Below are 9,836 nucleotides of genomic sequence, written 5' to 3' on the forward strand. Positions count from 1 at the left end.
AAATGGAAACTTCAAAAATTAGCAAAACAAATAAAATAGCTGAAATAACAATATTGTTTTGGGTTATGAAAATTGTTGCAACAACTCTAGGGGAAACTCTAGGAGACTTTATTTCAATGACTTTAAATTTGGGATATTTAACAGGAATAGCAATAACCGTTGTCTTTTTTATTGTGCTTCTATACAATCAACTTAAAACCAAAGAATATAAACCATTACCGTTTTGGTTGGTTATAATAGCTACTACAACATTAGGTACTGAAATTTCTGATTTCATTGACCGTAGCTTACACTTAGGTTATACAATAGGTAGTTTACTATTGTTATCAGGTTTACTTTTTACACTCTATCTGTGGTATTCAAAATATAAAAATTTGAATGTTAATCCAATAACAGAAAATAAGAAAGAAATATATTTTTGGATTGCAGTTTTGTTTTCAAACAGTCTTGGAACTGCATTTGGCGATTATTTAGGGGATGTTATTGGACTGAGCTACATTCAAGGTGCTTTGATAACTGCTTCAATTATCATAATGGTCGTTTTAATTCACTATTACACTAAGATTAACGAAGTGTTTTTATTTTGGTTAGCTTTTGTTTTTACAAGACCATTTGGTGCAACTTTTGGAGATTTTTTAACCAAACCTCTTGCTAAAGGCGGATTAGATTTAGGTACACTGCAAGCATCAATAGTTTCGTTAATTATAATGCTTTTCCTAATTTATTATTCTCATAAAAAACTAAAAGCTAATTCAAATTAAAATTAAAATGAAACACATACCAAAAATAAATTTCATCTATTGGGTACTAATGATAATTGCCACAACAACAGGCGAAATTGTAGGCAATTATATTTCTAGAGATTTGGGTTTAGGCTACAAAATTGGTTCAATACTACTTGTTTCTACTTTTGTTTCTGCAATTCTATATTCTATTCTAACCAAAAAATTCAATCAATTATTTTATTGGTTGCTCATCATTCTTGGTAATATTGGCGGTACAAATATTGCTGATTTAATTTGTATCGATTTAAATTTAGGCACTATTTATGGTTCATTATCAGTTATTTTGGTGTTCTTTTTGATACTGCTTGCCATTAAAATAATTTCAAAAAAACCAAGTGTAATTTCAGAAATGAAAATTGAATTTCTTTATTGGTTTGCTATTCTCACTTCAAGTACATTTGGAACAACATCGGGCGATTTTCTGTCTAACGATACACCACTCGGAGCAGATGGCGGTACAATCTTATTAATTGCATTATTAATTTTATCAATTCTATTATTACGTTTCAAACAAATTTCAAAAGATTTATTTTATTGGTTAGCAATCATCATAATTCACCCAATTGGTGCCACTTTTGGAAATTATATTTCTAAACCAGCAGGGCTAAATTTTGGAAATATTTACACAAGTATTTTTCTAATTATTATTTTTTCAATAGTTTATAACATTAATCAAAAAACTAAAAATGAAATCAAATAAATATAAAATTATAATTTTAATTATCGCTTTCTGTTCTTACTATTCAAACGCACAACAATTACAACAAAAAGATAGTTTAAAAAATACTAAAAAAGAAAATCTGAAATTCAAATACAAACAACTTATTATTCCAACAGTTTTAATTGGTTATGGTGTAATTGGTATTGAAAGCGATGGATTAAAATTTGTAAATTCTGGTATAAAAGAAGAAGTCAACGAGAACATTGATGAAAAAATCACAATTGATGATTTTTCACAATACCTTCCAGCGGCATCGGTTTATGGTCTTAATGCTTTTGGAATAAAAGGTAAACACAACCTTAAAGACAGAACAATCATTTTAGGTACTTCATATTTACTAATGTCAACTTCTGTACTAAGTTTAAAATCAATTACAAAAGTAGAACGCCCAGACGGTTCCGCTTTCAACTCTTTCCCATCAGGACATACATCTACAGCATTTGCAGGAGCAGAATTCCTTTGGCAAGAATACAAAGATGTTTCCATTTGGTATGGTATTTCGGGATACATTATAGCTACTGGTACAGGAGCATTCAGAATTTACAACGACAAACATTGGCTAACCGATGTAGTCGCTGGTGCTGGAATTGGAATTTTAAGCACAAAAGTTGCCTATTGGATAAATCCATGGATACAGGAAAAAATATTCAAATCCAAGGAAAAAAATAGTATGTCAGCTATCGCACCTTTTTACAACGGCAAACAATTGGGTGTTGGTTTCATAAAAACGTTTTAATGTTTACTATTAATTTTAAAAGATACTTTTTGTTAAAGAGAAGTATCTTTTTTAAAATCATTATCTCATTCAGCTGCACAAAAATTGCTCCTAGTCCAAGTATTCCTAGCATCAATTCTTTGTTTGCTTCATTTCGCTAATTACTATTGCAATAGCGTGAATATCTTTTTTCATTCTGTGGTAAAAAGGACGTTTTACATTTCAGTTGCCACTCCTTTGCCAACGCTCCAAAAAAAATTACTGGCACAGTTTTTAGAAAAAACACGTACGCTTCGCAACTTGCGCCAGTAATTTTTTCCCCAAGCTGTGTTACATAATTGAGTATTATAGTTCATCACAAAGCGAGTTTATTGTTTTTTTGGTTTTTTGCAATGAAGCTATAATATCATTTATGTAAAACAGCCGCCACACCCAACGCGCTTGCCATTGGCTCTAGGACAACATTTTTTGCAGCTCCCATCGCATCACCCAGCTACAAAAAACACCGTCCTTCGCCACTGTCTTTAACAACGTTCGCCATTTCATCGGAAACTTTACGGTTATACTTGCTTTCAAGAACGTTCACGGTAACTGTTTTTATCAACTTTACACATAAATCGGTAGTATTTGCATTGCTTTTGTAAGTATTGTAAAATGCTTATCAACTCTATTTCTAATAGTCACGGTATAGGAATAAGCATTTTACAACACCCACAAAATCAAGAGAAGCCAGCAAGAGTATCATTTATTTATTTGCTAGAAAATCCCAAGTAATTGCTTCAGCGGAAAAGCCGATGCCATACCGTTCCTCATAAAATGTATTAAAAGCTTGAAGCATTATCTTTCTTTCAAATCTATGGCATCAACTTTTCCACAAAAGCAATCAGAAACATCCCAGTCAGCAAATAAAAAAATGATACACTTGCACGCGCTACTGCACCGTCCCACTAGGTATTATAATGCATTGTTTTTTGAAGATGCTTTCCATTTTCAGTACAACTTTCCGTTTAAATTGAAACTCCTTTTTTCACAAGACGATTAGGCATCCTCAAAAATCAAATCCAAGAAAGAGTATCAATTTTTCAGATGGTTAAAGCACACCTTCTTTCTTAACACATTCTGTCAACCATCTACAAAAAATTGATACACTTCCAAAGACGATTATCTTCCAAATCAACTCCCATTACTTCAGACTAAATCCGTTTAAACAAGAACATTCCGATTGGATATTCAAAACAAAAAATAAAAAAAAAGAGAGCAAAGATAAGTTCCAGGTATTCAGAAAAAAAAGTTCAAGCCCTACGGGTTTTAAAAAAAATCTCCACCCATAACGGTTCGCATCAACACTCACTTCCGCTTTCACGCCCACACTTCCGTTGATGTATCGGGTAGTATTTTTTTTAAAAAACTTTTTTATCTGAAACCTTCCACTTGAACAGACGGCTTTCTTTTTTTCTTTTTTTTCTTTTGAAAAATTTTATAGGTCGAGCGTAGCGAGGCACACCTGCATTTCAAGAGAAAATCCGCGAAAAATTAAAAATCTAATCAATTTTTAAAGCCGAATGTTATGACCAATTTTATCATCAAAACCCACCGAGTTGGAACGATTTATTCAAAACCGCATTTATTCCTGCTTAACAAAGGGATGAACAGCGGAAAGCCACAAAAAGAGCCATTTACAAACAGTTTTGTTATCATTTTTCAAAACGAGGAGGACTGCGAAAGCCTTTTTTTCATTGCTTATAGTTTATGGCAAACAAAATTTTGGCACCAGCATTTAGTTGGTTCCGTAATTCCGTTTTTACGCCTTCCAGACTTCAAAAAAGAATTCAATCCACAATCTAGATTGATGATGGTAGAACACGAACAGCATCAAAAAAATGTTGCAGCTCTCAAACTTCTGGAGAAAAAAGAAAAACAATACAAAGAGGATATTATGCTCATAAATGATATAAGAAGAGTAATTTTATACAGGTATCGCAAATAACAAACTTCATAGTTGTTTCGCACTTATTTGCACCATTAGCCCTATATAAGTCGCCATTATAGACAAATTGATGCAAAACAAAAAACCCTCTCTTTCGAAAGGGTAATTGGTTTTAAAGTAGTAAACTTTACAAACTGATGGTCTTTTTTAGAACACTTCTTGAATTTTCATAGCATTACCTGCATTGAACAAATAGTAGTTCACTCCTACTTGCTGATAAAATTCAATTCCAATACTTCCCAAAACAGCAACATTAGTTGTTATCGTTGGAGCATCTGGTAAAGCTGCAACAACATCAATTAAAGTTGTTACTGCGTCTACAGGTGTGTAAGGCGAATATGAAATGTTTGATGTTTCATTTAACATTGGTTCTGCTGGCTCATAAGCTCCAGTAGCAGGATTGAAAACAAAATCCGAGATTACTGATAAAGCATTGATAATTCTGAAATGTGTTGCACCTGATGGAATATTTAAAAAGTTCAAAGGATTAAATGCCGGAACACTTAAAGTACTTTCGTTTCTGTCTACGTTTGCAGTTAAAGTAAACGGAGCAGAAAAAATGCCGTTAAAGGAAATATTTCTATTGAAATCCAAACCTTTTAAGTATTGTGGCTGTTGCGAAACCAAAACAGCTCTTTGACCTCTTGCCTCTGAACCATCCTCAATATTTATTTTTTTCATAATAGCAGTTAGTCTTCCTGTAAATTGACTATCTGTCATTTGTTTCATTAAAGCAGACAAACCAATTCTCACTGATTTACCAGCATTAGCACAAGCTGCAAACTCGGACATATTTTCACGAGTACGAATAAAGCCTGGTGCAGTTTTTACTTGCTCGGCAGTTGGACCGCCTTTTAGACCTGCAAAGTAACCTTCATTACCTTTAATTTTGAAGTGACGAACTTCTCCTAACGTCCCAACATATTTAATATGTCCTTTTTGTTTTGCCATTTGTTGTGTGTTTTAGCAATTATACAATAATTTTTATTAAATTTACATTGTAATTAACTGATAAACAACAACTTAAATAAAGCAATATAATGCAATTAAATGCTAAAGAAACCAACATTACAAAAAGTCTGCTCAAAATTGTAAAATTTGTTGATGGAGATGGAATAATTTTGGAAGATATTGTATCAAAAAAAGAATTTGAAGTTCGTTTATATGGTATTGATGCACCAGAAATAAACTACTGTAAGAAGATTAAAAAAGACGAAATTGAATTACAAGTTCCAGCTGCTTTACTAATCAAACTTGGTTATTTATCATTTAATTTTTTAAAAGATCAAGTTAATTTGGGTGATGTTTGCACACTAGTACAGGAACAAAATAATTTAGTTGATAAATACGGAAGACTTTTAGGCTATTTAATTCTAAAAGATGGTAGAGTTTTAAACGAAATAATGATTAAAGAAGGCTATGCAAAGCCATATAATGACGTGTTTTGTGAAATGCTTCCAATGTATCAAGAATGGAATTTACAAGCTAAAAACAGTTCAAAAGGATTATATTCGATAGTAAACAAATTTTAAACATTTTGTCTATATTTGTCCTGTATTTATTGATGTTCAGCCCATTTTGATGGCTATTTGTTGCCCAATCTTCGGCAACTATTGTAAATGCTAAAACCTTCAAATATTGTATCGGAAAGTAGTTACTCTACAAATATCTTTTTAATTATCGATTTACCCTCAGATGTTATTCTTGTAAAATATATTCCTGATGAAAGATTTATTTTTAATTGTGTTTCACCGTAAAAACTCGTTTCAAAAACTTTCATCCCAAGAGAACTGAAAATTTCAAGATTTGCGTTAGCAGTAACTCCTGATATATTTAGTAAATTTTTTGTTGGAATTGGATAAATAACAATTTTTGATTCAGAAAAATTGTCATTCGATAAGGTTGAAAACCAAGGCTGTCCAAAATTTGCTCCAAATATATAATTAGCAAGGTTTGGATAATCAATAAATGGGTTTCTGTTTACTTGCCACGTATAAATATAGTTGTTTCTATTCATTTCAAAATCATCCGATGGATCGGTTGTATTCCAGTTTAATAATGTTGCTAAATCGCCAAGCTGACCAACTGTTGCATCGGCTGGATTACCATTCACAACATTTAAAGCATTATACCGAACTGCCATGTAAAAAATTGATCTTGCAACGTCACCTCGCCAACTTCCTTGCGTACCCGTTGGTCCATTATAATCAGTCAAACCATAATCTTTATTACTGCGTGAACTATTTTCTGGTCCATCTTCTGCTCGTAAATGATGTGCATCAGCATGTCCAGCTGCAATATCATCTGCATTAGTTGGTAACCAAACATTGATTCCGTCTGGCGTTTCCGACGTTGCATTGGCAAATCCGCCTCGCGACTGCGGATAAATATGCTCTCTATTCCAAGAACCCACATTACTTGAAGAAGTTTGAAAATCTAGTTTAGCTCTTGGAGTTTCAACATACATCAGCCAAACTTGATTGCTGTTTAAAGGATTTTGATCGGCAACTTTAAGTATATCAGTAATGTCTCCATAATTATGAGCCCGAACCACATTAGGATTTGCAATAATATCTTGAAGCGCTTGTTTCAATGCATTACCTGATAATCCTTCCAAGCTACTATAATAGTTTGCTGGCGCAGTAGAATTTACAATACCGTAGGTAGGATTTAAAGGTGTACCAAATGGTAACGTAGTAAAATCATTATCAACAACTCTAATTTCAACATTATCATTCAATCGATTAAATCCCAACGGTAAGGCTCCGAATTTAATTTTTAAAATCTCATCACCTTCATCAAGTAAATCATCAACCAATGTTATAGTTGTTGTATAAGAATTAGAACCCGATGGAATAAATACCGAAGTTGATCCGGTAAAATCTGAAGTAGTAAAAGTTCCATTATTTAACGTAATTTGAAAATTTAGATCTGATGTTACATTAGATTGAGTTGTAAATGTAATTTGAAAATTATCGCCTTCATTTTTATTGGCAACATTGGTAGTTATCGTAATACCATTAAAAACAATTCCAGAACCATCATTATTCGCTCCAGGAGTGGGTGCTTTTACTTCCCATGTACCATCAATTTTTCTTTGTATAGATTGAGTTGTACCCAAATTATTAAGATTTTCATTTACCTGAACAGTAACACCTAAAGATGATTGTAAAGCAGGAATTTGAGGATCACTAGTATCATAAACCAATGCATCAATCAAATTATTTGTAGTTGCCAATGAATTTATAGGAAAATCTAATGAAGAACCGCTGTATAATCCTACACCATCTGGTCCATTTTGGATGATACTATTAGTAAAAACACGTTCTGGTACTGGGACGACCAAGTTATTTCCTATTAAAATAAGTCCATTCACATCGGTTGTTAAACCGTTTAAACTAATAGTGTAGTAACTTTTATTCGCATTGGTACCCGTCCCATTAAAAAAAACTAAAACATAACCATCTAGTGGAAAATTAGGAACTGCTGATTTAAGTTCGATAAATTCTTTATCATCAACACTAATATTATCTGAATCCAACTCATTGATTAAAATTTGAGAATAACCAAAATTTAAAAACAGTAACAGAATACTTAGTAAAATCTTTTTCATAACTAAAAATATAAATCTGTCAAAGTTACCACTAAATATGCTTTTAATATAATTAATCAAAATAAATTAACCTTAACAAATCATATCCAAAACATATCTTAAATGCTATTCATTTTCATCAAAAAAATAATACTTTTGCACAATAAAATAATATTTTAAAAATGAAAAAAATTGCAATTATAATTGTGTTAGCAAGCACTTTATTTTCTTGTAGAAAATCTGCAGAAGGAGAGTTTATAATCGAAGGAGAAATTAATGATTTACCGAATGGTAAATATGTTGTGCTGCAAAAGCAAGATGATTCATTAGGTTCAATAAACGTAGACACTACCAAACTAAAAGATGGTAAATTTACATTTACTGGAAAAATATCTGAACCTAAAATGCATGTCATTACTGTTTTAGGTGAAAAAAGTTCCGCTTATGTAATTCTTGAAAGTGGAGATATCAAAATTAAGATGGATAAAGATTCGATTCAGAAAAATGAATACGGAGGAACTCATAATAATGATGAATTACAAAAATTTACAAGAGAAACATATAAATTTTCTAAAAAATTAGAAACTTTTGAAAAAGTAAATCGTCCTAAAGCGATCGTAGCACAGCAATTTAAAAAGACTGAAGTATTAAAAAAAATACAAGCTAATTATGATAAATTAATAAAAGAATCAAGAGATTTTACTCTAAATTATATCAAGGAAAACAACGATTCTTTTATTTCTATATTACTAATTAAGTCAATGTTTAATAATTTTGATGTAAATATTAAAGAAATCCAAAACTATTATAACTCATTAAGTGATGAACTAAAAAATACCTCTGAAGGTAAAAGTTTAGAAAAATTAATTAAAAAATTCGCAATTCCAGATTCTGGTAAAAAAGCACCAGATTTTTCAGCGAAAACTCCAGAAGGTAAGGTTTTATCTTTAAAAGAATCACTTGGTAAAGTAACGATTATCGATTTTTGGGCTTCATGGTGTGGACCATGTAGAAAAGAAAATCCTAATGTAGTAAAACTTTATAACGAGTTCCATGCAAAAGGATTGAACATAATTGGAGTTTCATTAGATAAAGATGCTGAAAAATGGAAAAAAGCAATCTCAGATGATCAACTGACATGGAATCATGTTTCTAATTTACAAGAATGGAATGATCCAATTGCCAAGCTGTATGCGGTAAATTCAATCCCACAAACATTTATTTTAAACAAATATGGAGTTATCGTAGCTCGTGACTTGACAGGAGATGCACTGAGAAATAAAGTTATTGAAATACTTAATACGAAATAATTTATTTTTATTTAATTCATTACCAAAAGATTAAAAAATAAATAGAATTTTAATTAAAAATAAGTTTGTTTAAGTTAAAAGTGTTATTATATTTGCACTCGGTTTTGGGGAGATACTCAAGCGGCCAACGAGGGCAGACTGTAAATCTGCTGTGAAAACTTCGCAGGTTCGAATCCTGCTCTCCCCACAGAAAGGACAAAATTATATTTTGTCCTTTTTTTTGTTTACTATTTTCTCTTTCAAAGCTAATTTCATTTATATCTATTTTAAATCTAAAGTTGATATGATTTATTCTTTTTTGACCTATTAGTGAATTAATTTATATTTCAAAAGTATTGATATAACTAGATATTTTATGTCATTTTACTTTTAAAATACAACAGACTATAACTTTTCAATTATCATTGTCGTTACTTATTATTTACTTACATCTCAAACTTTACAGATTTATTAATTTCTATAATCGTTTTTTACTAGATATTGAATTAAAAAAGCACTTAAAATTCTTATCTTTTTCTTAAGTGACTTTTACATTTTTACATTAAAAAAAACTCCCAATAAAGTTCACACTTCATTGGGAGTTTACATCTTATTTAAAAATCATTATCTTTTTAATGAGAAATGGGCTTTAAATTCTTTCACTGTTTGTTCTAAGTACTCTACTGTAAACCAGTAGTCGGTTGCTGGTAGCATTTGACCATTATAGGTTCCATCCCATCCGGTGCC

General features: G+C 31.2%; 9 protein-coding genes and 1 tRNA gene. 7 read left to right on the top strand and 3 right to left on the bottom strand.

The features are described from left to right. Positions 1–2 precede the first annotated feature (2 nt). The 4 genes from ACZ098_RS16940 to ACZ098_RS16955 all read left to right on the top strand — a co-directional run bounded on the left by ACZ098_RS16940 (position 3) and on the right by ACZ098_RS16955 (position 4,208). Entirely contained in the window at positions 3–761 is a 759-nt protein-coding gene (locus ACZ098_RS16940; RefSeq protein ID WP_487312952.1) for a COG4705 family protein, read from the top strand. Positions 762–768: 7 nt separating this feature from the next. Continuing rightward, positions 769–1,485, top strand: coding sequence for a hypothetical protein (locus tag ACZ098_RS16945; RefSeq protein ID WP_487312953.1), 717 nt, complete (start codon positions 769–771; stop codon positions 1,483–1,485). Further along, complete coding sequence (locus ACZ098_RS16950) at positions 1,472–2,242, top strand: phosphatase PAP2 family protein (RefSeq protein WP_487312954.1); 771 nt, start codon at positions 1,472–1,474, stop codon at positions 2,240–2,242. Before ACZ098_RS16945 ends, ACZ098_RS16950 begins: the two co-directional genes overlap by 14 nt. Before the next feature lie 1,546 nt (positions 2,243–3,788). Next, complete coding sequence (locus ACZ098_RS16955) at positions 3,789–4,208, top strand: DUF6943 family protein (RefSeq protein WP_487312955.1); 420 nt, start codon at positions 3,789–3,791, stop codon at positions 4,206–4,208. A 147-nt stretch (positions 4,209–4,355) separates the two neighbouring features. Here ACZ098_RS16955 and ACZ098_RS16960 read toward each other — a convergent pair whose 3' ends face one another. Beyond that, positions 4,356–5,159, bottom strand: coding sequence for a hypothetical protein (locus tag ACZ098_RS16960; RefSeq protein WP_487312956.1), 804 nt, complete (start codon positions 5,157–5,159; stop codon positions 4,356–4,358). Positions 5,160–5,248: 89 nt separating this feature from the next. Between ACZ098_RS16960 and ACZ098_RS16965 the strand changes: the two genes are divergently transcribed. Then, a complete protein-coding gene (locus ACZ098_RS16965) occupies positions 5,249–5,740 on the top strand; it encodes a thermonuclease family protein (RefSeq protein WP_487312957.1) in 492 nt (163 codons plus the stop codon). A gap of 122 nt (positions 5,741–5,862) precedes the next feature. Here the strand turns inward: ACZ098_RS16965 and ACZ098_RS16970 are convergent, their stop codons facing one another. Then, a complete protein-coding gene (locus ACZ098_RS16970; RefSeq protein WP_487312958.1) occupies positions 5,863–7,821 on the bottom strand; it encodes an endonuclease in 1,959 nt (652 codons plus the stop codon). A 161-nt stretch (positions 7,822–7,982) separates the two neighbouring features. On the opposite strand from ACZ098_RS16970, the gene ACZ098_RS16975 reads away from it, so the two are divergent. Then, positions 7,983–9,110 carry a redoxin domain-containing protein gene (locus ACZ098_RS16975; protein ID WP_487312959.1) on the top strand — a complete coding sequence of 376 codons (1,128 nt, stop codon included), beginning with the start codon at positions 7,983–7,985 and terminating at the stop codon, positions 9,108–9,110. Positions 9,111–9,216: 106 nt separating this feature from the next. Next, positions 9,217–9,297 (top strand) — tRNA-Tyr (locus ACZ098_RS16980). Between the two features lie 416 nt (positions 9,298–9,713). Here the strand turns inward: ACZ098_RS16980 and ACZ098_RS16985 are convergent. Continuing rightward, positions 9,714–9,836: T9SS type B sorting domain-containing protein (locus ACZ098_RS16985; protein ID WP_487312343.1), on the bottom strand; the 123-nt coding region annotated here is incomplete at its 5' end.

Source organism: Flavobacterium sp. SP2 (assembly GCF_057626655.1).

What these genes read in the sequence shown, in the direction of transcription:
- ACZ098_RS16940 (WP_487312952.1), top strand. Translation starts at nt 3, where the DNA reads ATGGAAACTTCAAAAATTAGCAAAACAAATAAAATAGCTGAAATAACA.
- ACZ098_RS16945 (WP_487312953.1), top strand. Translation starts at nt 769, where the DNA reads ATGAAACACATACCAAAAATAAATTTCATCTATTGGGTACTAATGATA.
- ACZ098_RS16950 (WP_487312954.1), top strand. Translation starts at nt 1,472, where the DNA reads ATGAAATCAAATAAATATAAAATTATAATTTTAATTATCGCTTTCTGT.
- ACZ098_RS16955 (WP_487312955.1), top strand. Translation starts at nt 3,789, where the DNA reads ATGACCAATTTTATCATCAAAACCCACCGAGTTGGAACGATTTATTCA.
- ACZ098_RS16960 (WP_487312956.1), bottom strand. Translation starts at nt 5,159, where the DNA reads ATGGCAAAACAAAAAGGACATATTAAATATGTTGGGACGTTAGGAGAA.
- ACZ098_RS16965 (WP_487312957.1), top strand. Translation starts at nt 5,249, where the DNA reads ATGCAATTAAATGCTAAAGAAACCAACATTACAAAAAGTCTGCTCAAA.
- ACZ098_RS16970 (WP_487312958.1), bottom strand. Translation starts at nt 7,821, where the DNA reads ATGAAAAAGATTTTACTAAGTATTCTGTTACTGTTTTTAAATTTTGGT.
- ACZ098_RS16975 (WP_487312959.1), top strand. Translation starts at nt 7,983, where the DNA reads ATGAAAAAAATTGCAATTATAATTGTGTTAGCAAGCACTTTATTTTCT.